Below are 24,637 nucleotides of genomic sequence, written 5' to 3'. Positions count from 1 at the left end.
CTCGGAATGATCAGCATGCCTGTCGAAGATCATCAATGGCTTCAGACATACACAAGAAGCGTTTGACGCTGTTGATCACATCACTTGCTTCAGATCTGAATATTCCCCGTTCGTCTTTAACGTCACGGTTACGTCATTGTCTGTCCTGTTGCGCCAGAACCAGCCGTGATTGCCAGTGAAAGCGGCTTCGAGAACACCGGAATCTTCTCCGACACCTCTGCCTTTTTCATAGGAGACCTTATTTCCGTTTCCGTCGCCATGTGTATCGAAGTTCACGACTGCGCCATTTGCCGTCCAGGCAAAATCGACTTTGTCGCCTTCCTCCATGACAAGCTTTACTTCAATCCCTTTCCCCGGTGACAATGTGAAGGATACCTCGTCCGTTCGGACAGGCGGCACGGAAGGAACTGCGGCAGTTGTTTCTGCTGAATCGACGTTGCCAAACCTCTCTCTGGTCGGTGCCGGATCAGTCGCCGCTGGCTTTGCTTGTTCAGGCAGCGAGGATGTGCGCTGTGGTTCAGCAGCGGGCGTTCCGTCCATCGAGGCGGCGATCATCATTTCGATGCGATCCAGGCGTTGAGATATAACCTTAATCTCGCCATTGGCGGCTTCAGCAGTTTCGCCATCAGACTGGGCGGCGGCAGCATCGTCAGCTGCTTCTTTCGCCAGCTGGGTCTTAATTTCACCCATTTCCGTCAACCCCAGGACGCGTCCCACGCCAAGCGGATCAATCGCGTACTCGGAAGGCAATACCACCGTGACCAGGATAGCGATTGCGCTCAGTCCAGCAAGAAATGTTGAGCGCTTTAGTTGGGCCGATGTCGGTAGGTCAGCCCGGTTTGGAAGATCAGTATTATACATTGAAAGCTCCTCAGGCAGCTACGAACAGTCCGGCCAGCTGATATCCGATCAGCACGAATCCGGCGCACATCATCATTACATTTGCGGTATAGGCGTATTTCCAGAAGCTACGCGTGCCGCGCCAATATCCCATCACGATGAGGATCATGCTGAGAGCCAGCAATTGTCCGATTTCCACCCCGACATTGAAGGCGAGCAAGTTCGGAACGAGGCCGTCAGGAGAGATATTGTACTCGATGATCTTGGTTGAGAGGCCGAAGCCGTGGAAGAAACCGAAAATAAGGGTGGCAACCTTGGTATTCGGCTGAAACCCGAGCCAACGCTGAAAAGCACCCATATTATCGAGCGCTTTATAAACCACGGACAATCCGATGATGGCGTCGATAATGTAGCTGTTGATTCCAATGTTAAAGTATACGCCGAGCAACATCGTGGTCGAATGACCAATGGCAAAGAGACTTACATAAATACCGATATGCTTCAGTCGGTACAGGAAGAAAATGACGCCGAACAGGAACAGGATATGATCGTAGCCAGTCACCATGTGCTTGGCACCGAGATAGATAAACGGCAGGATGTTGACGCCGCTTATTTCCTGAATATAGCCCTTGTCACCTTCTGCCACAGCGTGTGCGAAAGAACTGACTACGCCTGCGCAAAGCAGCAGGGTCGTTAAAAATGGCAGAAGCCATGGTCTTTGCCAAAACGTGGCAAAGAACCCATTTCGGGTTTCCGAATGGTGCATTGTGAACTCCAGAGTCCAATAATCGTGAAATTGCCGCCCGAGCGGCGCTTCAAGCGATTCAGATGGATCTGGGCGGACGCTCCAAAATCGGGCGATTGTCTATGATGCCACGATCAGCCAATGACAGGAGCCATCGCTGGCCGCCATCAATAAAGCCGATCATTGGGCGCTCTAGAAATGCAGGAACTTCATGGGAATGATCAGGACTATGTCCGTGACTGTGACCAACGTGTCCCTCGGATGAAGAAACATCATCATGCAGATGTTCGTTCGAAAAGGCTTCCGAGTGCATATCGTGATGGCGAGGGGATTCCGTCGCGAGCTCAATGGATCGTGTCGAATCTACCGCTGATCCCATGCTTACAGTCGAAAAGACGAGCGCAATCACAACCGCGATAGCAGCTGCAATAGAACAGACATGTCTCGTCAATCCGATCAACATGTCCCCTTCATAGTCACCAATTCGTTAATCGTCCATTATCTGGCGGCCAGATTCTGATTGTTATATCCCCTCCTGGGGGATAGGATCGATTCCATGAGCGAACATACCCACAGCCACGAAACCCATCCTGAGATCATAAAGCGCCTGAAGCGCGCCAACGGTCATCTGAAAAGTGTCATTGAGATGATCGAAGCTGGTCGCCCCTGTCTTGACCTTGCCCAGCAGTTGCATGCTGTCGAGAAAGCAATCAGTCAGGCAAAGCGGACACTCATTCAGGACCATCTGGATCATTGTCTGGAAGACGTCGTTGGGCCACTCGAAAAGGACCAACGCAAATCCATCGATGAATTCAAAGAAATCACACGCTATTTGTGAGCCAAATTCATGCCTTCCTTCGCAGAACTGTTACAGCAAGGCTCCGGCCATGCATGGCTCTTCATTCCCAGCGCTATCCTCCTGGGTGCATTGCACGGTCTTGAGCCCGGCCATTCCAAAACGATGATGGCCGCTTTTATCGTGGCGGTGCGCGGTACCGTTCTGCAGGCCGTTCTTCTTGGCCTGGCCGCAACCGCTTCACACACCGTTGTCGTGTGGGGTATCGCACTTAGCGGTATGTACATCTGGCAAGGTGTCGATGCAGAAACGTTCGAACCCTATTTCCAACTCGCCTCGGCGGCTATCATCATTTTTATCGCGCTCTGGATGTTCTGGCGAACCTGGACTGATCAGAAAAGAGCCAGACAGGCGTCCGGGCACGATCATGACCATCACAATCACGGCCACAGCGAAACGCGAGAAATAGATACGGGCCACGGTCTCATCAGCGTGGAGATCTTCGAAGAAGGCGTCCCGCCTCGCTGGCGCATAGGATCCGTTCGAGGTCATAAATGGGTTGCCGACGAGGTGACGCTTGAAACCGAACGCCCTGACGGAACGCGTCAGACATTCTTTTTTGTCGACAGGGATCATTACATCGAATCTTCGGACGAGATTCCTGAACCGCACGAGTTCATGGTCCGGCTGGAACTGACGCATGATCAGCATACGCACGCGTACGATCTGTCATTTTTCGAAGATCATGATCATGATCATGACCATGACCATATGCATGAAGAACTGCGCGGCCTTGATGTGACTAGCGGTGATTATCAGGACGCCCACGAATTGGCCCATGCGAACGATATCAGGCGAAAATTCGCAGACCGGAACGTGACAACGTGGCAGATTGTCCTGTTCGGCCTGACAGGTGGCCTCATTCCCTGCCCAGCCGCAATCACGATCCTGTTGCTTTGCCTTCAGCTCAAGGAATTCACCCTCGGATTCACGCTCGTACTCTGCTTCTCCATCGGGCTAGCAATCACACTTGTAACAGTGGGTGCCGTTGCCGCACTCAGTGTCCGCCACGCTACCAAGCGCTGGAGCTGGTTCTCGACGGTTGCGCGGAAAGCTCCTTACTTCTCAAGCCTGCTGATCATCGCTGTCGGTTTGTACGTCGGTTATCACGGTTGGGTTGGATTGGCTCAACAATCAGCAATCACACCGCCCGTCTAGGTCTCGGAACACATCATGCTTAGAATTCTGGGAAATCGCACCTATCGACACTTGTTTCTCGCCCAGGTCATAGCCCTGATTGGCACCGGGCTTGCAACTGTTGCCTTGGGCCTTCTCGCATTTGATCTGGCTGGCAACGAAGCAGGTGCGGTGCTGGGTACTGCATTGGCTATCAAAATGGTTGCCTATGTCGGTGTCGCACCAATCGCGGCTGCTTTTGCCGACCGCTTGCCACGAAGGACAATGCTCGTTTGTCTCGATCTGGTTCGCGCGGCCGTTGCGTTATTATTACCGTTCGTCACTGAAATCTGGCAGGTCTACGTCCTGATTTTCGTGCTTCAATCGGCATCAGCAGGCTTTACACCAACCTTTCAGGCGACCATTCCTGACGTTTTGCCTGACGAAAAGGAATACACACGGGCCTTGTCATTGTCGCGACTGGCCTATGATATGGAAAGTGTCGCCAGCCCAATGCTGGCCGCCGCTCTATTGACAGTCATTAGCTTTCACAGCCTGTTTGCAGGGACTGTCGTCGGATTTCTTGCGTCAGCCGCCCTGGTTGTCTCTGTTGTTCTTCCGAGTCCCAAGCCAACAGAAAAACGCGGCATTTATGACCGTACCACGCGGGGGATGCGAATTTATCTCGCCACTCCACGCCTAAGAGGTCTGTTAGCGCTCAATCTGGCGGTTGCCGCAGCAAGTGCCATGGTGATCGTCAATACGGTTGTTATCGTGCAGGGCATCTTTGGGCTTGATCAGCGATCTATGGCGGTCGCTCTCGCCGCCTTTGGAGCAGGCTCGATGATCGCAGCCTTCATTCTTCCTCGACTGCTCGATGATGTTGCTGATCGCCGAGCAATGTTTGCAGGCGCGACAATTCTCATAGCAGGACTGTTCGTCGGAACGCTCGTTTCCAATTATTGGTATCTGTTGCCACTCTGGTTTATCCTCGGGCTAGGCTATTCGCTAACCCAGACGCCATCCGGACGATTGTTGCGCCGATCTGCTCAACCTGAAGATCGTCCAGCGATATTTGCAGCGCAATTTGCTCTTTCACATGCTTGCTGGCTTATCACCTATCCCGTCGCCGGTTGGTTTGGTGCGAAAGCTGGTATGCCGATAACATTTGCGATCCTGGCAATTGTCGCCGCATTTGCGCTGGCAATCGCGGCCTATGTCTGGCCAGCCTCCGATCCTGACGAGGTGGAGCATACCCACACCGGCCTAGATGATGATCATCCTCATCTCGCCGATGCAACACCAGTGGGTCAGGGCCATAAACACTCGCATGTTTATGTGATTGATAGTCATCACCCTCAATGGCCAGGCTCACCGATGAGAGATGACGCAGTCGAATGACAGATTTGCTATCGTATACTGGACTTTTCTTCAGTGCGCTTATTGCCGCCACGATCTTGCCGATGCAATCTGAAGCTGTTTTGGTTGGACTGCTCACCAGCGAAAAATTGTCGCCTGTTCTCCTTGTGACAGTTGCAAGTCTGGGAAATGTGATCGGCGCGCTCATTAACTGGACGCTCGGTCGAGGCATCGAGCATTACAAGGATCGTCCCTGGTTTCCAGCGAGTGAGAATTCGCTGGCTCGGGCGCAGAGCTGGTACGGCCGATCCGGGAAATGGTCATTGCTCTTCAGCTGGCTCCCGGTTGTTGGCGATCCTCTGACTGTAGTTGCAGGCATAATGCGTGAGCCTCTGCCTTCTTTCATAATTCTGGTGGCAATAGGAAAAGTTGGTCGGTATGTCGCGCTAAGCGTGGCGACCTTGAAGCTGATATGATGGGCCTGTTCCAGGATCTGATCAGTTTTCAACGTGAGATTTATTATGCGTTCGCAAGGCATATTCAGTCTTTTGCCGATGCGCGAGACTGGGCATCGTTCCTGGCTTATCTGCCCATGGGCATCTTGTTTGGCGCGGCACATGCGCTGACGCCTGGTCACAGCAAAACTCTTTTGGCCACTTATCTGACCGCGTCTCCGTTGAGCGCCTTGAGGGCTCTGGCAGTTTCTGCCGCATTGTCGGTTACGCATGTGGGCCTTTCTGTCGTAATTGCGCTTTTGTCATTGCCGCTCATTTCGGTCACGCTGGGGAGCGTGGGACGCGCACCACTTCTGGAAGGGATAAGCCGAAGCCTGATGGGCCTGATTGGCGCGTGGATGATATTCCGCGCGTTGAGAGGACGTCTTCATAAGCATGATCAGGGTGAAGGATTGGCATTTGGATTTTTCGCAGGCCTGATCCCCTGTCCCCTGACGCTCTTCATAATGACCTATTCGATTACGCGTGGCGTTCCCGAGGCCGGAATAGCTTTCGCGTTCGCCATGATGATCGGAATTTGCGTCGTGCTATCATTACTCGCCTTGATGACGGTGCTATTCAGGCAAGGCGTCGCCCATCTCGTGGAGAACAGATCCCATCTGCTGGAGCGGTTGTCACGTGCCATCGAAGTGCTGGTCGGTTTAATATTGATTGCTGTCGCCATTAGGGAAGTTTCCAGTTGAGAACGTTGCAATTTCTGCATCTGCGAGCCTATTGCCAGTCGATCTGGATTGGTGCTAAAATTTCATCTAAGGGGTTGATCGCGGTTACCCCGTGAGGCGGCAGCCCAAATATCGCGTCCTCTGACCCTTTTGAGGGAGTGGACGTCTATGCCGTCGAACACAGAAATCACCACATCTCAATTAATTCGCCTGATCGGAATGCCTGACGCACCGAGGATAATCGACGTTCGCAGCGCCGACGATCTGGGGAGAGACCCACGTGTCATTCCAGGCGCAGTCAATCGAGACGCTCTTGCGGTCGAAACCTGGGCTGATGAGTTCCATGGCAAACAGGTCATCATATATTGTCAGAAAGGCCAAAAGCTCTGTCAGGGAGCGGCTTCCTGGCTCAGACACAAGGCAATCGAAGCAGAGACGCTCGAAGGCGGCTATGAGGCCTGGATCGCGTCAAATGCTTCTGTGGTCAACCTTGAACGGTTGCCAAACCGCGATCATCAGAACAGAACCGTATGGGTAACACGCGCACGCCCAAAGATTGACCGTATTGCCTGTCCATGGCTGATAAAGCGCTTCATCGATCCCGACGCGGTATTCCTGTTTGTTAGTGCGCAGGAAGTTCTTGAGGTAGCAGACAAGTTTGACGCGACCCCTTTTGATGTTGAAGGGATTTTCTGGAGCCATCGCCGGGATTTGTGCACTTTCGACGTCATGATCGAAGAATTCGAGCTGAAAACACCTTCGCTGCACAGACTGGCAACCATTGTACGAGGTGCAGACACAGCGCGGCTTGATCTGGCTCCCCAGTGTTCAGGTCTGCTTGCGGCCTCTCTTGGTCTGTCTCGAATGTTCAAGGATGATCTGGAACAATTGAACGCAGGATTGTTGCTCTATGACGCATTTTATCGATGGGCGCGTGATGCTGTTGACGAAACCCACAATTGGCCCTCTGGCAAGCCAGGAGGTCAATAATGAACGTGTCTGTGAATCAATCCCGTATCCAAACGCCAACATCTGCTCCTGATCATGGAATTCCGTTCGGAGAAGCATTGCGTGTATGGGCGCGAGTAGCGGCACTGAGCTTCGGAGGGCCTGCAGGTCAGATCGCGGTGATGCACCGAATTATCGTCGAGGAAAAGCGATGGATCGGGGAAGACCGATTTCTGCATGCCCTCAACTACTGCATGCTTTTGCCAGGTCCGGAAGCGCATCAGCTTGCCATCTATATTGGCTGGCTTCTTCATAAAACCAGAGGTGGTCTGGTCGCTGGAATTCTCTTTGTCCTGCCAGGCTTCCTGTCCATCCTGATTTTGAGCCTGACCTATGTGGCGTTCGGCCATGTGACAGCGATTGCAGGTTTCCTTTTTGGATTGAAAGCAGCCGTGCTGACAGTCGTGATCCAGGCTGTCCTGCGTATAGGACAAAGGGCCCTCAGAAATAATGCGTTGATTGCTATCGCGGTCTCTGCGTTTCTGGCGATATTTCTATTCAGTTTTCCTTTCCCGTTGATCGTAGCTATGGCGGGAACAATCGGCTTGATCGCGGCACATTTTGGATCGACGAGCTTTCAAATAGGCGGTGGTCATAAGCGTGCTGCCAACGCTCTTGCAGACAAGGATTCTGTCATCGGAGAAAACACTCCGGACCACGCGACACCCAATCTGCGATGGTCGATCAGCATTTCTCTGGTGCTTTTGTCTTTGTGGCTCGGCCCGGTGCTCGCCTTATATGTCGGACTTGGCCCGCAAAATGTCTTTTCCCAGATCGCAATTTTCTTCAGCAAAATGGCGATGGTTACGTTCGGAGGAGCCTATGCTGTTCTCTCTTACGTAGCTCAGGAAGCCGTCCAACGTTTTGGCTGGGTCACAGCAGGCGAGATGCTCGATGGTCTCGGCATGGCGGAAACGACGCCAGGACCGTTGATCCAGGTCGTTCAGTTCGTCGGATTTCTCGGCGCTTATCGTTCTCCAGGCGACCTGCATCCATACATGGCGGCAACATTGGCGGCTGTTCTGACCACATGGGTGACGTTTCTGCCCTGCTTTCTCTGGATATTCCTCGGTGCCCCATTCATCGAAACATTACGCGGGAACAAGGCAATTTCGGCGGCGCTCACGGCGATAACCGCATCTGTCGTCGGCGTAATAATGAACCTTGCTATCTGGTTCGCCATGCATGTGCTGTTTCAGGAGGTCGTGAAGCACCAGTATGACTGGATCGGCGTATGGAGTCCGGTTTGGGATACGTTGAATGTGCCAGCTCTCGTATTGACAGTCGCCAGCCTCATCGCGGCATTCGTGCTTCGGATGAAAATGATCCCGTTGCTCTTGCTCAGTTCGTTAGCTGGGCTGGCTTGGTATGTACTCCATCAATAACGATGGAAACTGTGGTTTCTAAGTACGGTTATTGAAGAGGAAATTATCGGATGCCTCTGCCCGCTCCACGACGTGCGGTCTGGGCAGAGGCTGTGGATACTGCCTTAATCAATGTGAAATGCGCGAATGCAATGGCAGATGTTCCCGATCTGTTCTATACACAGTTGATGACCAGTACGATCAAAACACTTGGACAGGCTACACGGCATCGATTGTTCGTAATGGCCGAGTGCCGCACATGCAAACGGAGTGCCCGGTTTCTGGCCAGCGATCTCGCATCAATCTTTGGCCATGGAAGGAACCCCTATACCCTCAAGTTTAAATGCACGAACTGCGACTCCTCCAATTGTACTTCGACATTGGAATGGCCAGATTTTGAACGTACTCACGAGCATTATGTTTGGCGGCCCATAAAAGTTAAGGGCGACGATTTCTTATGAAAAAGCTAAATTAATTTAAATTAAAGTTTATGAAGGCCAGCTTTTCGGCATTATTAAACCGAAACCCTTGGATTTATCTCTATAGATAAAGGTTACACCCCTTCGCTCAAGCGCTGCTTGAATTTTGCGTTGGGTTTCAATTTTGACGCCTGCATTTCTCTCAAAGCTTCCGATGGTACGCACGCTTACACCCGCTTCTCCAGCGAGTTCTTCTCGACTTAAGTCGAGTGCGAGTCTTGCAGCCCGCAAAAGTGCAATCGGTATATCCATCCTTTTCTTTTAATTCAGGGAGTATGCAACCGCCACACCCCCTAATTTGCCTTAAATCGGTATTTATTTGCCTTATTTAGGAATTTAATTGCCTATTTATGGCAATTCTGACATAAGCCGCACTATCGCTCACACAGACACCGAATCAGTGAGTTGAAGATTTGATGAAATTAGGCGGATTACCCATTTTGTCCGCTGATGACGTCATCGTCTGAACTGGTTTCACATAAATTTGGCGCATGTAACCCATGTGCTGGACAGGAGAACTTATGCCTGAAAACTCCACAATAGGTCATGTTATTCTCATGAAAAATGAAGTTCCACGACGGCATCCAGGACGTGGATTGAATGCGGCTTTGCAGCTAAGTGAACTTCACAATCGCATTAACAAGCAAGAACGCGATCTTCAGAGTACGGAGCGTTTCGACGAATATTTTCGTTACGCAATCTGGAGCGAAGGAGAAAAAATCATCGGTTTCATTGAAAGTATGATTTCGGCAACTGATGAACGAACTTCCACTTCGACATCAGGAATCCCAATATTATCGCGTAGCGTTGATCAGTTGGCGGCGGTTCTTTCTCAGGAACCCGAATGCAATAAATTCCAAGGGCCCTCTCTGACGACGACTCATTTATCAGGCGGCTTTGCTTTCGATCTCATCGTTTACGATAAGCAACAAAAATGCTTGCGTTATATTCATATCGCCTACGGGATTGGCGCTGAACGAAATGCGCTAATTCAGTACGAAGAAGACAAGGCGAAGCTCGCAAGCTTTTTGCCTCGCCTGGCGGCACAGTACTTTGGCGTTGAGATAGAACGAACAGAGTTCGTCATTATAGATCCGTTACTCAGCGAGACAAAATATCTGGACGGCGTTTGGGCGCTTCACGATTTGGATCAGTTAACTGGTAGATCGGGTACTGCACAACACTTGCTGGAAATTCAGAGACAGCAACGGCACATGCTGAGCTTTTGGTTTAGTAACAGCATTTCCACTGATGAGACGGAACAACATCGAAAGATCGATTCGATCATCAATCGGCTGGCGCTTGAAGAACTGACACGAGCGAAACCTTTGCACTTCCACACACTCGTTCCAGATCAAGCCCAGTAAGCGGGGCTCCTGAGCCATTCTCCGACTGTTGCATGTTCCACGCTGAACGGTTCAGCGTTTGCTCGCAACATTAATCAAACACGTTGAACAAGAAACGCCATTCCACGGGCGCGTTGTAGCGCGCCCGAATGGTCCCTCATTTCTTCATACTTCAGGATCTTATTATGGCTGTCATAATCAAAAACGGAAAATACAATCGCGAACAACTGGAAATCGAAATCGATATGCTGAAGGCCTTGGTCACGGATCTTGAACGCATATTCAACGGTGAACATCCAGATGAGCGCCAACTTTCAAATTCTCCAGCAATAACTTGCTGGAAGCTCAGCGCACGCCGCGCAACTTGCTTAGAGGGTGTATTATTCGAACATCCTCGGCTCGGACAAATCGTGCCTAATGGCATCACTTCAGAACTTTGGCTTCTCGATCTCGACAGAAACTACGCTCGCACATTCAGCCGTTTTTACCGACTGGGCCAAAAAGACATCGGTAATTGAGAAAAACGTACATCGTGCTGCACGTCGTCGACTGACATCGCAGTTTGAGTTTCGCTGCGTACAAACTGAAAGACGTCAGCGCCTGCCAGAGGAAATCTGGCATGAGAACTGTCGGCAATTGCGGACAGCAAAGGGATAAGGGAATGAAACTTTGGATCTGGTCTGACGTCCACCATGAACTGCAAGAAGTCGACTATCCGTCGCGTGAGAACGCGCCAGAATGCGATTTGATAATAATCGCTGGCGATCTCAACGCAGCGCCTGATCTTCACATTACTCTAGAATTCTTGATCAGACGCTTTGAAAAGCCGATTATTTATGTGCCCGGAAATCATGAATTCTACCAAAACAAGTGGCTCATGAATGATCGAGAACGCTCGCTTGAAAGCGACAGGCAAACGATCAAGGCAATCGAAGCCCTTTCTCAGGATTGGCCGCAGCGATTTTACTGCCTTGATCAGGACGAGGTGATTAATGACAACATCCGATTTGTTGGAGCTAGCTTGTGGGTGGATTTCCAGATGAAGCTCTCCAAGAAGTCTGATCTGGCGCAGCGTATGCAAGAAGCGCGGGCAATACTGAATGACTTCCGTGCGATCCGTATGGAAACTGGGAAGCTATTCACGCCTCAGGATATGCTCGATCTGCACCTTTCAGATGCTGCTTACATTCGACAAAAACTGGCAGAACCATTTGACGGACGCACAGTGGTGCTTACCCATCACATGCCGCATCCCGATTGCACACCACCCGTCTATGCAAACTCAATCGGCAACTATTTGTTCGCCTCCGGATCAAACGCTTTCGATGACATCCTTCACTCCGAACGAGCACCTGATTTATGGATTTGCGGCCATACACATCATGCTTTCGACGTTTTCGTCGGTCGAAGCCGGATTATTTGCAATCCGTTTGGTTACAAGTGGGAACAAGGATTAAATGGATTTCGGTGGGATTTGGTGATCAGTACAGAATGAGCAGTATATTATGAGCACAAACTACGCCACATTTTGAAGCAGACTATTCGCCATGGAAAGTTAGTCATCTAAGGATTCAAACGCACTTGCAAGCGAACGAAGCGATTCTGCCGCCGCCTTTTTCTCGCCTTGCCTAATTAAACTGGCAATGCGAGATAACTCAGTGTCGCTTTTGAGTAAGCGTGTTTCCTGAACATCTAACAAGCGCCTTTCGCGCTGAGCGCCGTTTTCCTTGTTCTTCTGATATGTCGGTGAGAGATCCACACGGCGTTTCAACAGTAACTGCAAATATGGTCTTAAAGATTCAATTGAACTATGCCCCATCATTTCTTGCGCCATGGTAAGAGCAGTCTCATGCCAGTTTGATGTTCCGCCAACCGCTATCCCAGCATCTTCAAGTGCGTCCAGCGCTGCCTCGACCATATTCTGCGCGAACTTTGCTCTCAGTCGATGGATGTTTGCATTCTCGACGCCTGCTGCCCTAAAAATCTTTCCTACGATCCTAGTAACACTATCAGTTGAAAGCACCCGTCCTTTTTCCGAGAGAAACACGTATTTACAATCACCACGCTGTCTCCCGCAGATTTGAGCCGCTAGTTCCGCACGTTCTGTTTTTATATATACGATGGTACGGCGGATCAGATCCGATGAGGGGCGTAAAACTCCTCGTTTTTCTTTACCTCCCTTGCGTTTGACCGATATCGGCCAGAAATCCATCTCGTGCATCCTTCGCAACTCATCATCAGTCTGAGGTAGGTCCGATAAGCGGAGCTGCAGTATCTCGTGATTGCGGCCTCCTGTATCAAGGGCCCACGAAAGCAACAATGAGTTTCGGGTCCCATGTCGGAGATCATCAATCGCTATATCAAAAATACTGTCAATCTGATCGGCGGTCGGCGTGTGCCTTTTATTATGACTGGAGGTGACACCGGTCGTAAAAACTGACGTCCGCCAAGCAGTCGTGATCAAACCGTTTCTTCGTTGTTGAACTCTTCTACTGGAGATCGGAAACTTAAAGCTCTTCAAATGGTCGGGGAGAAACTGTCGTTCAACGATCTCTACATGGTCCTTAAGCCTACCAGTTTCCTCCGCCCACCTATAAAAATCATATACTGTATTGATAGAACTATTGATGCGCTTTGCTCCCACCCCATCTAATTTCATTTCAGCAAGCCAAGCACGTAGAGTATCGTCATTCACGTCATCCCAACGATGATTATTTCGATCTCTAAAATTAACAAACTTGCGATATACTTTCGCATATTCTTCTACGGTACTGAAAGGTCTATTGCGCTTTATTGCAATGTTGCGCAGCCAATCTGAAGCAACAGCATCGATGCCGGATGGCCAGACCAGCGTAGGAATGCGATACTCGATTCCATCGAACTTCACTATTGAAGTAATTATTCGTCCCGTTTGTACAGTCTTTCTAAAAGATAGGATTTTGCTATCCGTTGCTTCGCAATAACCATCTTTCTCATAATCGCGTTCACGTACAACGGCATCCCGCGAGTCATCTAGTTTGGCGAGGTAATCATATTCAAAATGGCTCATTCGTTCTTGTAGCGATGACATTCGGCTAAGCTTGCTTTCGCTGATCCCCAGCGCCTTTGCAAGACTCGCTCGATGAAGCTTACCATTGAACTTCGGCGCGTGCCCGCGAAGCAAGTAGGTTTCAAGGATTCCTTCCAGCAGACCGAGATTATCCGACATCATTTGGTCTCAGAAGACGAATTGAACCGTCGCGACTTGCCAGTTCTCTACGCGCCTCGGAAAGCTGGGCTTCTAGCGCCGAATTTTTATCCGCCAGTAATCGATTACTCAACTCCAGATGTTCAATTTTTGCACTGGCTTTTCGCAATGCTTCCCGCTCTTCGTGCCATTGCGAAGTGACCTTAGCCAACAATATCTCGTTTTCACGAAGCTTGGTTTGGGCAAGGACGCGTCTGCTTGACTCAGATCGATAGTGAGGTGTTCTGTTAGACCTCTGAGGTTTCAACGACTTGAGAAGCTCGTCGATTTCTTTCACGTCGTCGCCCCACAAGCGATGTGTCTTCGTAAAGTCACGCTTGGAGCCGATTTTCTCAATACCAAGATCAGGTTTTTCCCACTCTCTGATTTTGTTTAAGCTTGTTGGCAACTTAACGTCCGACGGAAATCCTGTTCTCGACCACTCCTGCAACAGATACTTAATCCGGAGTATTCGGTTATGAACAGATGTTTTCGCGTCTCTATTCATATAAGAACCTAACTTGGCCGCTTTGCTCGAAAAGCTTGTAAAGAGACGAGATTAGCCGCTTGTAGTTCGCCAAATAGCGTGATGGGTTCGTTCGGCTCGCTCACTGATAAATCATCAATCACTCGTTTGATGTAATCTCTATTATGGGGTGTCGTGAGTTCCCAGGGGCATCCGCCGCAAACGGTCGGGCCTGCGTTTGCGAATCTTGGGCCAAAGTGACTAGCTTGCGCAGAATCCATCCGTCTGCAGGAAGCTTTCGACGCCCCTTTTTCTGTGTTTGGACACGCACAAATCACCCATGGCTTCGGTGTAAAAATATAATGCTGACGGTCCATGATGCGCAGCGTCATTTCTATGATCTCCTCCTCCACTACAACCAAAGAACCGTAAAACTTCTCAACCAGTTTCTTAGCCGTTTTCTTCAAGCGGTCACCAACCGCACCAGAGTAAGAAGTGTCACCGGTTGCAATTGCGGTTGCAAGTTTCTTCTTAAACCCCCATTCTTCATTCAGCCATATTGCACTCAATTCAGGATCGAGAGTCAGATACGACCGCGTCATTTCCAAGTTAAAATGCCGCAAATGATGTGACAGTGCCTCAATACTGCCCTGATATCTGTAAAGAAATAGAACCGCGAAGAATCTGCGAAACTGCCTTGTTTGCCAATGCCATTCACGCGAAGTTTCTTCAGAGTCTAAGTATGAACAAGCATTCACCGAGCTTGCATAGTTATCAAGAGTCAAATGGATGTGAAAATGCGATACTCTATTTAGTATCGGATCAAAAAACCTGAACAACGGATCGGTAGGCGCTAGATTACATTGAAAATCCAGATTTTGCATAGACTTAACTGCCTTAGCAACAATATTGGGAACCGGTATCCAAGTCTTGTTCTTATGGTTTTTAACGATAAAAACCTTCATCCACCAGCCGAATTGGTCATTACCAGCAAGGCAATCTCGCTCAATTAGCCGAATTTCTTCTGTCCGCCGAGCCGTGAATGCAGCTATTAGAACATAGCATGCTGATGCAAATTTTATTAACTGCTTTCTCGCGGCAATGGCTTCGAAATGCTTATAGTTACCGTTCAGCCGACCTAATACCGACGTCTTGTAATCAGAAAGGGCAATATCGGCCGTGCCCGTTACTACAATGACACTTTCTTCCAGCAGTTTCAAAACCAGATTTATTGGTGCAATGGGCACCTTTGTCGCTGATCTGCCGAGCGTTTTTGCTGCCGCATCAACGCCATTCGGAAAAGGTTTAAAAAGAAGACCTTCGGCTCGCATGAACTGTCGGAAAACAAATAATGCTTCAATAACTGTTAAATAAGATCTTAAGCGAGTGTCTGTTAACATCTCGTCAAAATACTGTGGGCGTTGCGGAAGGTTGTTTCCGTTTAGCCTTGCAGCTGCATATTCGAACTCAAAATTTAGCTTCGGAGTTCTCCATTTCGGCAGATTACACGCAGCAATCACAGCGTCTCGCTCGAACTCTCTGCCTTTACGAAATTTGTTCGGAATACTTTCCCACGTATCGTAGCGGGATAAGAACGTGCGGACTTTCGTCGATGCACCATAAACGCGATCAGCCCCAAAGGCCGCCGCACCCACCATCTCTTCGATATCGAGAGCGCTCAGTTCTGCAAAGGATGATCGCCGACGTTCGACCACCCAATAGCAAAGTTGAACGACTATTGAATAATAATTGCGATGCGTAAATACCTCTGTAAAACTAGTGTAGATATCTTCACGTAGCCAGAACACTAATTCCTTTGCTGTTTGATATAGTCGTGTATGTTCAGAAAGCAGCTTTCCATCGGGCATGGGCACTGCAAAGTCCAACTCTCGCGTCTTATTTTGACCACCTGTATCATGGACTTTCCAGCAATCACATTCATAAGGTGTACCTGCATCTAACCACGCCCGAATACGATCTGACCCTAGTAATTGCTGATGAAGTGTGTTTGGAGAAATACCTGACATTTCACCACGGTTTCTTAGGAAGAAAATCTGGGGAATTTATAATCTTGTCCGCTAAGCGGCCTGCATCTCGCCAAATTCTCCGAAATTTGAATTTCATTCTCGCTTCGACGGCGTCAACGAAACAAAGCCAAGGAAGCCAAACTGCCTCCCAGCGCTCTGGATGGTCTCTTAACCAGTCTCCTTCAACGTCTCTAAGAGTCAATTGCCAGATTCGAAGAAGTGCTATTTCTTCCACTTTTGCCAAGAGAATAAGTTGCGGACAATCGTAACAATCGAGCGTCGTACAACGCAATCCCTGAGCTCCGGGCTTACCATCCGGATCGCGGCAAAATGTACCCAATCCTGTCCTGGCGATGGAGTCGAGAACCTTGGCAAACTCATGAGCTTCAACGCCCAGTATAATGTGGGCGCTCTCTATGTTCTGTACCACCAAGGTCTCATAGAACCGGTTGAAAAGCGCAATTTCACTGTCATGCATCAACAGGAGTGGGTATCGACCTGTGTAACGTTGATTAACATGCTCACCATGTTGTCCTAACGTAACGCTTGTTCTCACCCGTCCGTCTTCTTCCAAAGCCGCCAACAAAAGAATAGTTGGCCTCAACATACCCGGGGTGATGCGAAGGTTATGAAGTTCAGGTACCGTGGAAATGAGTTTTTTGAAGAACACACGAAACCATTCGTCGGGCATAAGCTGAAAAGTAGTGTTCGTGCGTAGCACGTGGAACATGCCAGCATTTTCCGGGGAAATAGGTATTTTATGATTTCGGCGGACGCCTGCCAGCCAAAGTAAAGCCTTTGCAGCAGGGCAATTTGCTGGAATCTCTGAGTATATTGGTTTTCCACCAGCTTTGATCTTGGAAGAATTCAAGCTGATGTAACCGGCCTCTGGGCTGGGCCTAATGGTGTCGGCGGGCATTACTCGACCGACCACGGGGTTCGCACCTGTTTGAATTAGATAAAGCACCAATGCGGCACCAAACGCTTCAGGCGAAGGCCACAACGACGCCTGCAAGTCAACGAACCCGTCGTTCTCCAATGCTCGCTTCTGTAAGAATGAATACTCAGGTTCGGTAACAGTTTTGCGTGTCGGGACGAGACAATCAAATCTAAGTTCCAAAAGTTTCAGCAGGTTCGCCTTTGCTTGATCAGGTGCATCAAGAGGAAACCATTTTCGAAGCCTCTTCCTGTATGCAGCTTTTCCTTCGCGGACCATGGTTAGCATCCGCCAGTCCTTAGAACAGTCGCGCCCAACAGAGATGAGCTGCTGTCCCCGCTCATAAGTATCCTTGTAAAATTCAAACTTTTGCAGTGCTGCAGTCTCAATTAACTCCAGTCTGCGACGCATCAAATTTCTTATTATTTCTGCCGGGTTATTTCCACGCTTGATGTCTGTTTTGCCGAGTTCCGATCTAAGACTATGAACAAAGGCGCTTTGTTCACGGGCATCAACCTCGATGCCTTTGGCAGCGCCAGCTTGACTAAGCATTTCCGTAGCAAAAAGTAGGTAGTCGTCCGCACTCGTCTCGTTATTCCGATTTACGGGAGCTAGTTTGTGTTTGGCTTCAGCCAATGTTGGATAATGCCCGGATGCTTTTGGACGTCTGGATCTGAATGAAATTGGTATGTGCGCTACCAATCCCTCAGTTGCCATTGCCCGAAGAAGATTTTGCACGTGAAATAGATTTCTGCGGGAAGGAGTTCCAAGGAGCAATGAATTGTAAGATAAAAGTGCTTCTAGCCAGTCGGATTGGCTTGGGTGCACACCATCGTTCACATTCTTAAATACTCTACGGACTACCTCAGTTTTTGTTTCTGCAAACCAACTGAGAAATTGAACGGTCGCTAAGTATGCCCCCTCAACACTAGTTTTGGGTCTTTCGCAAAATGTATTCTGAAAAACTTGTACGATTCTTTGGAGGACGCCGCTGTTCCACCCCATACCAACCAAATTGCTAAACAGAAATACTCTCCCATGAAAAAATCCGGTGAGACCTTCCGCTCGCAATTCTTTCTCGTATTTTACTTCTGCTTCACTGATTAAGTCGACAAGGGGTGGTTGTCTTAACCTATGTTTTGAAATCCTTATCGCCTTGCCAATCTTCGCGCAGTCGAAGGAAAGACCGTTCTTGTGAATTTCCTTTTTCCCATCAGCAAGAAAAGCCTTAAGCCGTTCCAAGGAAGCCACAACATCTCGACGTTTGTAGTCAATGGCTTTAACATGGGCATCAGCAGTTCGATAAAAATCGATCAGCTGCGGAAATCGATCCATGATGGACGTTACTGCCTTGATACCAGCTAGATCGCCAATCTGTTTTCGATCAACCTTGCCGTTACGGACATTTAAAGTACCGTCCTCAATAAGTTTTTGGACGACGGCTTCCATACGCGGAATCGCAGCATCAATGGGATGTAAAATTCCGATCTTATTCTCGTAAGTTTCGAGAATATCTCTATGTGGTGTCAGATATGAGCCAGGTACTCCCAGCATGCAGGCAAGCTGATTTCGCGCGATTTTTCCATATCTGTTTCGTGGAATGGTGCCTTGGCAAAAAAGTTGCGACAGCAACGTTTCCAATCTGTCACGTAAAGACATGCCTCACCTGTTGTCCCGGCACCACTCTCCTGACTGTACGTGAGTCGATTCTGCGAACGACACGTCAGGTCGAGCGCTAAACTAAACCGCGACTGGGGCTTCGATTGCCGGATGAGGATCATAGCCAGTTACGATGAAGTCACTGATCTTATAGTCGTCAATACTATCGGGTTTACGAGCCAATTCGAGCTTAGGGAACGGCTTTGGTTGCCTAGATATGATTGTTTCGGCTAGATGAATGTGGTCTAGGTATAGGTGGACGTCTCCGCCAGTCCAAATCAAATCTCCAGGCAGCATGTCAACTTGTTGAGCCACCATTGCGAGTAATGCCGCCTGTTGCGCGACGTTAAATGGATTGCCCAAGCCCATGTCACTTGAACGCTGAGTTACCATCAACGATAGCCGCGCCGGAGCCGCACCATCAATACCAGAGGCAAAAAATTGATAAGTCATATGGCACGGAGATAATGCCATCTGTTTCAATTCAGGCACGTTCCATGCATGAAACAACATTCGACGACTCGCTGGATCTTTTCTAAGCAACTCAATAACCTCAGCAAGCTGGTCATACTCTGTCCCGTCCGCTGCTCGCCAACGACGCCATTGCTTTCCGTATACCGGTCCCAAATCCCCCCACTCATTGGCGAAGTCTTCATCCAAAAGAATTTTGGTCTCGAACTCTTCTTGAGATAATGAAGTACCCGTAGCTTTTCGATACTTCGCCAAAGGCCAATCTGACCAAATCCGAACATTCTCCTGTAACAATGTGCGAATATTGGTTTGCCCCGACAGAAACCATAGCATCTCTTTAACAGCAGTCTTCCAATATACGCGCTTAGTCGTGTAGACGGGAAAACTGCCGTCAGACATGTCGAAACGCATCATTGAACCGAACATTGCCAATGTCCCGGTACCTGTCCTGTCCATACGTCTGTCACCGTGCTGTAATAACTGGCGAAGGATACTGATATACTGGAACTCGGGATGATTGCTCATTTTTTCCGTCTTCTGCTATTTGATCCGATTGTGCATAACGAGGCCGATACGTGCAATACCGCTCAGTCGTGCAAAAGATAATTTGAATGTCGATTTCGTTTCCTGTTGCGGTACCGGTACCATACGATCCGCGAAGAAAGCCTTTTTCTTTCAAGCCGCTCGGGCGAAAGGTACCGTCTCGATGTCGGAAAACATCTGCACGCCCAGAAAAATATCCGCCGAGCGCTGATAAAGCTGGCAGGAAAGCTTTCCGTCCGCGACATAAAACTGGAAAAGACAGTGACATGGTGGCAGGGCCATTTCATCGACCAGCGCCGGGTTCCACGCCGATACGATCAGGCGCCGCGAATTGGGATTTCCATGCAGCATCTTGAGAAGATTAGCGATCTGATCGATATGGCGGCCATCCGGCGCTGGCCATGAGCGCCATTGATAGCCGTAAACCGGCCCGAGATTGCCATTCTCGTCTGCCCATTCATCCCAGATCGAGACGCCATTTTCCTTCAGATAGGCGATATTCGTATCGCCTTTGAGAAACCATAGCAGCTCATGGATGATCGAGCGGAGATGGAGCCTCTTGGTCGTGAGAACCGGGAAGCCCTCCTCCAGATTGAAACGCATCTGATATCCGAAAACCGACCGTGTGCCGGTGCCGGTGCGGTCGCCACGGTCGACGCCGTTATCCAGCACATGTTGAAGTAGATCGAGATAGGTGCGCATGGGGATTATCCGGAACCGATTCGTTTTAAGACCACTATAAAGAAAAAACCCCGGTGTGAGACACCGGGGCTTCGGTTTCACGAGATCGCTGTGGATCAAAGGTCGCCGAGTTTGCCGAGCTGCTTTGCAACCAGATAATAGAAGGTGACGCGATTTTTGTTGCGGTCGCCCTTCATGACTTCAGCAACATGCGCAACCACTTCATCGCCCTTGGCTTCGTCATCAATGCCGAGTTTCTTGGCAACCCAATTGGTGCGGACGCGCTTCAATTCTTCCGGGTCCGTTGCCGAAACGAGCGAGGAATCGCGATTGCGCAACGCAATACCCAGATGCTTGACGATCTTATCGACTACAGCTTCATCGGCACCGGCATCGTAGCGACGGACATCCGCGAGATATTCACTCATATATCCACTCTCCTTCGAATGGGGTAAAGCACCCCGTTTCAGCCTACGGAAGCCGACTGTATAAGAATTTACGTGCCAGCCCCGATATGTTGCGAGGATTGACCAGCAAAAGCAGGCTGTCAATGAAAAATGAACGCAAGGGCTGGCCGTAGGGCACCATCGGCAAAACCCGTTAAAAACTGTGCCCCCTCTTCCAATCCCGATCAACCGCGCCTATATACGGCATGTCGGCGCAAGCTGACTATGGTGATAAACGGACGGTGTAATAAACCCATTGGACCCGGGGGCGGTACCCGGCGCCTCCACCAGAATACAGATCAGCCTATCGGTTTGTATTGTGGCGGGGGCGAAACAGGATCGACAAGGGTGTAAAGATCGCTCTTTTACTCGGCATGATACCACCGTTATCGGGTCAATTGAGTAGTTGCAAATGACAACAAAGCTCAGGGTTATGCTCTCGCTGCCTAATGGCGGTGCGGGAAACCCACTCTAAAGTCCTTAGGGTTAGCCCCTTAAGGCGGGGTTCGGAGGCACCTGGCAACAGAAGCCTCCACTTTCCCCTTCACATAATCTATGCAGCGGCGGCTTCCGTATCGAGTTCGCTTGCCTTGCGAGAAAGAACGATCTGCGTCAGCACGAAGGCCGTCAGCGCACAACCGGCGATTCCGCCGACCATCGGCAGGGCCGTTCCGTCAAAGAACGAACCGGTTACACCAATCGCTACGCCGCCAATCACGAAATGGAGCGTTCCCATCAGTGCGGAAGCCGTTCCAGCAATCTCACCGTGGTCCTCAAGAGCCAGAACCGCCGTTGTCGGGATGACGAGGCCGAGGAAGCCATATCCCACGAACAGGAAGCCCGCGATCAGCCAAAGCGACTGATGCCCCATGAGCGCAGCGGCGAACATGGCGAGCATTGCCGCTGCAAAGCCGGAGACCGCGAATCGCATAACCCGACGAAGCCCGAAGCGCGATCCCAACCAGCCGTTCAACTGCGACACACCGAAGAACGATACCGCGTTTGCTGAGAACGCGATGGCGTACTGCGTCGGCGTCAGACCATATTGATCGATAAGAACGAATGAGGAATTGGCAAGATAAACAAAAAAGGACGCGATGCCGAAGCCTCCGACAAAAACTAGTCCGAGAAAATAGCGATCCTTTAGCAGGCGACCATAGCCGCGCAAAGCACTACCCAGATTGCTTTCAAGTCGCGCTTCTGCGGTTCGCGTTTCCTTTTGTGCTGTTGCGACCAGAATGATGCCGATAGCAGCAGCGACCAGAACGGCCCAAAAAACGCCACGCCAGCCGAAAAAGCTAATGATGATTGAACCAGTCAACGGTGCGAGAATCGGTGAAATGGAGAAAACCAGCATCAGAAGCGACATGAGACGTGCGGCCTCGACGCCCGTGTGAAGGTCACGCACGACAGCACGCGGAATGACCATGCCCGCTGCAGCACCCAACCCCTGCACGAAGCGGAAAAGCACAAGCACATCTATATCGGTAGCCAAAGCGGAGCCAATGCTGCCGATGCCAAACAGCACCAACCCGCCATAAAGCGGAAGTTTACGCCCGACCATGTCGGACAGCGGGCCGCAGAAAAGCTGCGCAACCGCAAGAGCAATGAAAAAGGCCAGGAGACTCATTTGCACGGCACCAGTTTCCGCATGCAAATCAGCGGCGATGGTGGGCAAAGCTGGCAGATACATATCGATCGCAAATGGACCAATGGCGGAAAGAAGACCAAGAACAATGGCATTGCGCACAAGACTGGAAGCCATGGGGGAGCGCTTTCATCAATGTTTCGTGAGATTCCCGTACCGATTTCGGATCTCCGGTTTTGCTTGGGAGGATGGCGCCATCGGGCTCGCAAAATCGGCACAGGACAGATAAATACTTGTATCCACTACGAGTCTTCGTTTCCGTTCGGTCGCATCAGCCTATTCTCTGATATGGTCGACACTTGAAAACTCTGAAGCGGAAGGCATTCTAGACATATCGTCAAAACAGATTTGACATTGATGTCAAATTAGACACCATTGTCCAAAACGTCAAGCTATCTTATGTTGAAGGCATGAAACCTACTGACATAATTGACATGGCCGTCCTGCCCGAGAAGCGCGCCGTATCCGAAAAGGGCCTGAACTCTGCGGCGATAAAGCCCGGACAGTGCATGAAACGTGACTTCATTTTGTGTTCCGCAGCACGTGTTTTCAATCGCGATGGGTTTCAAGGCGCGAGCATCGACTTGATTGCCAGTGAAGCAGGCGTGTCGCGTCAGACGATCTACAATCATTATCGCGACAAGGAAGCGCTCCTTGCTGCTGTCGTCGAAGATGCGCTTGCGCGCATGAACGCTAGCATGTTCGCTGTTCTGGCTTCATTTCCGCAGACGGGAGAGAATCTGGAACAGGATCTGGTGGCCTTCTCCATCCGCATGAGTCGGAACTGCATCTACGATTCATCCGGTGCGTTTCTGCGCAAGGTGATGCAAACCAGCGAAACCAATCTGCCGCTCGCCGCCAGTATTTGCAGCACCAAGGGTCCGGCGCAAGCCATACCGGCCATAGCAGCGCTTCTGGCGCGCCTTGCTTTGGATGGGCACTTGAACATCGATGATCCGGATCTCGCGGCACGCCATTTCATGGCGTTGATCAATGCCGACACACACTACCATATGCTGACCGGTCAGGGCATTGATGACACAATTATTGAGAAGAGTGCCGTCAATGGAGTACGCACCTTCCTTATGGCCTTCGGAAACCGATAGGGGCAAGCCCATCCTATTGCGTTCAAAAATTGCACATCTTTCCGCCGCAGGCATTGCCCTGTTGCTTTTTCAGGTCATATATCATCGGTTCCTGCGAGAACGAACTTGACATCGACCTCCGAATCCGTGGGATAAGCAAACCATGGTACAGGACCTAATCCGTTACGATATTCTCGCTCAGGAAGCCCTACGCGGCGTCATTCGCAAGGTTCTTGCGGAGGTGTCCAAGGCTGGCTTGCCGGGTAATCATCATTTCTTCATCACGTTCCTGACTGGAGCGCCTGGTGTGCGAATTTCCTCACGCTTGAAGGAAAAATATCCCGAGCAGATGACGATCGTTTTGCAGCATCAGTTCTGGGACATGCATGTGACGGACCAATTGTTTGAGGTTGGCCTGTCATTCGGTGATATTCCGGAAAAACTGACTGTACCTTTTTCAGCCGTTCGCGGCTTCTACGACCCTTCGGTCAATTTCGAGCTCGAGTTCGATGTCGCTGTCGTACAGCCTGAAAGCGACAATGACGAAGGCGGCACTGTAGCCCCTATCGAAATCCTCCCGACGGAAGCACCGGCCGAGAAGGCAGAAAAGCCCAAATCAAAGTCGCGCAAGACTGCAGCCGAAAAAGAAGCCGCCGCGGCCAAAGACAGCAATGCAGATGATGGCGCCGACAAGGAAGCCAAACCCTCTGCCGATGTTGTTTCTCTGGATGCCTTCCGGAAGAAGTAATTTCGCACGCACCGTCCTCATGCGAAGAATGTGCCAGAGCTCATGCTGGTTTTGTCCGTTTGTTTGATTGGATGGTTCAGATTCACTCTTGATCGTGATCAATGGTGAAAAACAAGCAGGCGTTTTATACTCTGTTCTGACGGCAACCAGTTCAGGATTAATTTCGATGATTCGTGCAATTGCTCAGGCAGTATTGTGGATAAGCGGCATCGTAGCGGCCTTCTTTGTGGCAAAGGACGAGCCGAACTTTCCTCTTCTGCAGATGACCGTGGGACTCGTACTCCTAATTCTGGTGTCCTTGGCCATCTGGTGGTTCACCAATCCGAAGGACCCACAGAAATAGCACCAGCCTATTACGAGCTTGCTAGATCGAACCGAAACACAGTATTTTTCAGAAGCTTCAACATTTC

At 50.1% G+C, this 24,637-nt stretch carries 23 protein-coding genes, 1 other RNA gene and 1 pseudogene; 14 read left to right on the top strand and 11 right to left on the bottom strand.

Features of this window, described 5'->3' with window-relative positions; all coding sequences use genetic code 11:
- Positions 1-75: 75 nt before the first annotated feature.
- Together JNC70_RS08195 and JNC70_RS08190 are read right to left on the bottom strand one after the other, a co-directional pair.
- Positions 76-861 (bottom strand): hypothetical protein, encoded by a 786-nt coding sequence (locus JNC70_RS08195; RefSeq protein WP_151617402.1) that lies wholly within the window; start codon positions 859-861, stop codon positions 76-78.
- Between the two features lie 10 nt (positions 862-871).
- Positions 872-1,546 (bottom strand): HupE/UreJ family protein, encoded by a 675-nt coding sequence (locus JNC70_RS08190; RefSeq protein WP_445433025.1) that lies wholly within the window; start codon positions 1,544-1,546, stop codon positions 872-874.
- Positions 1,547-2,141: 595 nt separating this feature from the next.
- Between JNC70_RS08190 and JNC70_RS08185 the strand changes: the two genes are divergently transcribed.
- The 7 genes from JNC70_RS08185 (at position 2,142) to chrA (ending at position 8,486) form a co-directional block, all read left to right on the top strand.
- Positions 2,142-2,423, top strand: coding sequence for a metal-sensing transcriptional repressor (locus JNC70_RS08185; RefSeq protein ID WP_151617404.1), 282 nt, complete (start codon positions 2,142-2,144; stop codon positions 2,421-2,423).
- Positions 2,424-2,432: 9 nt separating this feature from the next.
- Complete coding sequence (locus JNC70_RS08180; RefSeq protein ID WP_151617405.1) at positions 2,433-3,599, top strand: nickel/cobalt efflux transporter; 1,167 nt, start codon at positions 2,433-2,435, stop codon at positions 3,597-3,599.
- Positions 3,600-3,614: 15 nt separating this feature from the next.
- Positions 3,615-4,958, top strand: a complete 1,344-nt coding sequence (locus JNC70_RS08175) for an MFS transporter (protein WP_151617406.1) — start codon at positions 3,615-3,617, stop codon at positions 4,956-4,958.
- Entirely contained in the window at positions 4,955-5,392 is a 438-nt protein-coding gene (locus JNC70_RS08170) for a YqaA family protein (protein WP_151617407.1), read from the top strand. Before JNC70_RS08175 ends, JNC70_RS08170 begins: the two co-directional genes overlap by 4 nt.
- Positions 5,393-5,397: 5 nt before the next feature.
- Positions 5,398-6,114, top strand: a complete 717-nt coding sequence (locus JNC70_RS08165; RefSeq protein ID WP_151617447.1) for an urease accessory protein UreH domain-containing protein — start codon at positions 5,398-5,400, stop codon at positions 6,112-6,114.
- A 147-nt stretch (positions 6,115-6,261) separates the two neighbouring features.
- Complete coding sequence (locus tag JNC70_RS08160) at positions 6,262-7,083, top strand: chromate resistance protein ChrB domain-containing protein (RefSeq protein ID WP_151617408.1); 822 nt, start codon at positions 6,262-6,264, stop codon at positions 7,081-7,083.
- A complete protein-coding gene (gene chrA / locus JNC70_RS08155; protein ID WP_151617448.1) occupies positions 7,083-8,486 on the top strand; it encodes a chromate efflux transporter in 1,404 nt (467 codons plus the stop codon). The genes JNC70_RS08160 and chrA overlap by 1 nt, the downstream gene beginning before the upstream one ends.
- Before the next feature lie 467 nt (positions 8,487-8,953).
- Here the strand turns inward: chrA and JNC70_RS08150 are convergent, their stop codons facing one another.
- Entirely contained in the window at positions 8,954-9,196 is a 243-nt protein-coding gene (locus JNC70_RS08150; protein WP_151617409.1) for a helix-turn-helix domain-containing protein, read from the bottom strand.
- A 269-nt stretch (positions 9,197-9,465) separates the two neighbouring features.
- Between JNC70_RS08150 and JNC70_RS08145 the strand changes: the two genes are divergently transcribed.
- From JNC70_RS08145 to JNC70_RS08135, 3 genes are all read left to right on the top strand, one after another.
- A complete protein-coding gene (locus JNC70_RS08145; RefSeq protein WP_151617410.1) occupies positions 9,466-10,311 on the top strand; it encodes a hypothetical protein in 846 nt (281 codons plus the stop codon).
- Between the two features lie 164 nt (positions 10,312-10,475).
- Complete coding sequence (locus JNC70_RS08140) at positions 10,476-10,808, top strand: hypothetical protein (RefSeq protein ID WP_235909067.1); 333 nt, start codon at positions 10,476-10,478, stop codon at positions 10,806-10,808.
- Between the two features lie 143 nt (positions 10,809-10,951).
- Positions 10,952-11,785 carry a metallophosphoesterase gene (locus JNC70_RS08135; protein WP_151617449.1) on the top strand — a complete coding sequence of 278 codons (834 nt, stop codon included), beginning with the start codon at positions 10,952-10,954 and terminating at the stop codon, positions 11,783-11,785.
- 60 nt (positions 11,786-11,845) lie between these two features.
- Here JNC70_RS08135 and JNC70_RS08130 read toward each other — a convergent pair whose 3' ends face one another.
- The 7 genes and pseudogenes from JNC70_RS08130 to JNC70_RS08100 all read right to left on the bottom strand — a co-directional run bounded on the left by JNC70_RS08130 (position 11,846) and on the right by JNC70_RS08100 (position 20,728).
- Positions 11,846-13,498, bottom strand: a complete 1,653-nt coding sequence (locus JNC70_RS08130) for a tyrosine-type recombinase/integrase (RefSeq protein WP_313733481.1) — start codon at positions 13,496-13,498, stop codon at positions 11,846-11,848.
- Entirely contained in the window at positions 13,488-14,024 is a 537-nt protein-coding gene (locus tag JNC70_RS08125; RefSeq protein WP_151617413.1) for a hypothetical protein, read from the bottom strand. The genes JNC70_RS08130 and JNC70_RS08125 overlap by 11 nt, the downstream gene beginning before the upstream one ends.
- 8 nt (positions 14,025-14,032) lie before the next feature.
- Positions 14,033-16,009 carry a site-specific integrase gene (locus JNC70_RS08120; RefSeq protein WP_151617414.1) on the bottom strand — a complete coding sequence of 659 codons (1,977 nt, stop codon included), beginning with the start codon at positions 16,007-16,009 and terminating at the stop codon, positions 14,033-14,035.
- Position 16,010: 1 nt separating this feature from the next.
- Positions 16,011-18,605 carry a hypothetical protein gene (locus JNC70_RS08115; protein WP_151617415.1) on the bottom strand — a complete coding sequence of 865 codons (2,595 nt, stop codon included), beginning with the start codon at positions 18,603-18,605 and terminating at the stop codon, positions 16,011-16,013.
- A gap of 81 nt (positions 18,606-18,686) precedes the next feature.
- The gene (thyA, locus tag JNC70_RS08110; protein WP_151617416.1) at positions 18,687-19,601 is read right to left on the bottom strand and encodes a thymidylate synthase; all 915 of its coding nucleotides are present in this window, start codon (positions 19,599-19,601) and stop codon (positions 18,687-18,689) included.
- Between the two features lie 198 nt (positions 19,602-19,799).
- Positions 19,800-20,321: pseudogene (locus tag JNC70_RS08105) on the bottom strand (thymidylate synthase); the annotation flags it as partial.
- A 95-nt stretch (positions 20,322-20,416) separates the two neighbouring features.
- Positions 20,417-20,728: a DUF2853 family protein gene (locus JNC70_RS08100; RefSeq protein WP_104755947.1), complete on the bottom strand. Its 312-nt coding sequence runs from the start codon at positions 20,726-20,728 to the stop codon at positions 20,417-20,419.
- A gap of 187 nt (positions 20,729-20,915) precedes the next feature.
- Here JNC70_RS08100 and ssrA point away from each other — a divergent pair.
- Positions 20,916-21,283: a transfer-messenger RNA gene (ssrA, locus tag JNC70_RS08095) on the top strand.
- Positions 21,284-21,299: 16 nt separating this feature from the next.
- Here ssrA and JNC70_RS08090 read toward each other — a convergent pair.
- A complete protein-coding gene (locus tag JNC70_RS08090; protein ID WP_104755948.1) occupies positions 21,300-22,511 on the bottom strand; it encodes a multidrug effflux MFS transporter in 1,212 nt (403 codons plus the stop codon).
- 293 nt (positions 22,512-22,804) lie between these two features.
- Between JNC70_RS08090 and JNC70_RS08085 the strand changes: the two genes are divergently transcribed.
- From JNC70_RS08085 to JNC70_RS08075, 3 genes are all read left to right on the top strand, one after another.
- Positions 22,805-23,500: a TetR/AcrR family transcriptional regulator gene (locus tag JNC70_RS08085; protein ID WP_104755949.1), complete on the top strand. Its 696-nt coding sequence runs from the start codon at positions 22,805-22,807 to the stop codon at positions 23,498-23,500.
- A 142-nt stretch (positions 23,501-23,642) separates the two neighbouring features.
- The gene (locus JNC70_RS08080) at positions 23,643-24,227 is read left to right on the top strand and encodes an SspB family protein (RefSeq protein WP_104755950.1); all 585 of its coding nucleotides are present in this window, start codon (positions 23,643-23,645) and stop codon (positions 24,225-24,227) included.
- Between the two features lie 166 nt (positions 24,228-24,393).
- A complete protein-coding gene (locus JNC70_RS08075; RefSeq protein ID WP_167394065.1) occupies positions 24,394-24,570 on the top strand; it encodes a hypothetical protein in 177 nt (58 codons plus the stop codon).
- Positions 24,571-24,637 lie beyond the last annotated feature (67 nt).

It is taken from the genome of Brucella oryzae, from assembly GCF_041929965.1.
GTDB classification, from domain to species: domain Bacteria; phylum Pseudomonadota; class Alphaproteobacteria; order Rhizobiales; family Rhizobiaceae; genus Brucella; species Brucella oryzae.
The sequence above is the reverse complement of the archived record's forward strand: the minus strand, read 5'-3'. Positions and strand labels throughout refer to the sequence as shown.